This window comes from Streptomyces ipomoeae 91-03 (genome assembly GCF_000317595.1).
Classification (GTDB): Bacteria; Actinomycetota; Actinomycetes; order Streptomycetales; family Streptomycetaceae; genus Streptomyces; species Streptomyces ipomoeae.
Genome location: NZ_AEJC01000542.1, coordinates 1 through 1,291 on the forward strand (window position 1 = coordinate 1; position 1,291 = coordinate 1,291).

Sequence of the window (1,291 nt, forward strand, 5' to 3'; positions counted from 1 at the left end):
TTTTCGACTCCTCGCCACTGGCTGGTTTCCCCGGCAGGGTGGAGGGCAAGCCTCAGGGGGTCAACAGAAGAGGGGGAACCGTGACCGTCGTTTGGATCAACGGCGCGTTCGGTGCGGGGAAGACGACCACCGCACGGGAACTGATCGAACTGATCCCGAACAGCACGCTCTTCGACCCCGAGGTCATCGGCGGCGCACTGACACACATGCTGCCGGCCAAACGCCTCGCAGAGGTCGGCGACTTCCAGGACCTGCCGAGCTGGCGACGGCTCGTGATCGACACCGCCGCCGCCCTGCTCGCCGAGCTGGGCGGCATCCTCGTTGTCCCCATGACCCTGCTCCGCCAGGAGTACCGCGACGAGATCTTCGGCGGCCTCGCCGCCCGCCGCATTTCCGTACGGCATCTTCTCCTGGCACCGGCCGAAACGATACTGCGGGAGCGAATAGCCGGGCGGGAGATACCACCCGACCTTCCCGACGGCGAGATGCGGCTGCGTCAATGGGCGTACGACCACCTCGCCCCCTACCGCGCCGCCCTGAGCGGCTGGCTCACCGCCGACGCCCATCTCGTCGACACCAGCGCCCTCACCCCGTACGAGACCGCACGGCGCATCGTCGACGCCGTACGCGACGGGGACGTGCCCGTGTGCGACATCGTGCAGACCCCCGAGCCGACCGCCGAGACCGTGGCCGCGGGGGTGTTGCTGTTCGACGAGCACGACCGTGTGCTCCTCGTCGATCCGACGTACAAGGCCGGCTGGGAGTTCCCCGGCGGCGTCGTGGAATCCGGCGAGGCGCCGGCCCGCGCGGGTATGCGCGAGGTCATCGAGGAGACCGGCATACGACTGGACGCCGTGCCGCGGCTGCTGGTCGTGGACTGGGAGTCGCCCGCACCCCCCGGATACGGCGGACTGCGCCTCCTCTTCGACGGCGGGCACATCGACACCACCGGCTCCCAGCGGCCCGTCCTGCCCGGCCCCGAGCTCCGCGACTGGCGCTTCGTCACGGAGGAGGAGGCCGCGGACCTGCTGCCGCCGGTGCGGTACGAACGGTTGCGGTGGGCGCTGCGGGCGCGGGAGCGGGGCGCCGCGCTGTATTTGGAGGCCGGGGTGCCGGTGTGACGCGTGGCGAATTCCGTGGGCGACCGCGGGCCGTCTGCGGCTGAGCGCGCCCACGCGGCGGAGCCGCATGTGTCACAGCTCCGCGCCCCTTTCGAGGCGCGGTGCCGCAGCGGCGCCGGGTGCGCTCAGCTCGCCGCGTAGTTGCGCAGGAACAGCGCCTCCGTCACCGA

General features: G+C 71.2%; 1 protein-coding gene. It reads left to right on the forward strand.

The features are described 5' to 3' along the window. The first annotated feature begins 80 nt into the window (after window positions 1-80). Window positions 81-1,121 carry an NUDIX hydrolase gene (locus STRIP9103_RS35655; protein ID WP_009330301.1) on the forward strand — a complete coding sequence of 347 codons (1,041 nt, stop codon included), beginning with the start codon at window positions 81-83 and terminating at the stop codon, window positions 1,119-1,121. The last annotated feature ends 170 nt before the right edge of the window (window positions 1,122-1,291 follow it).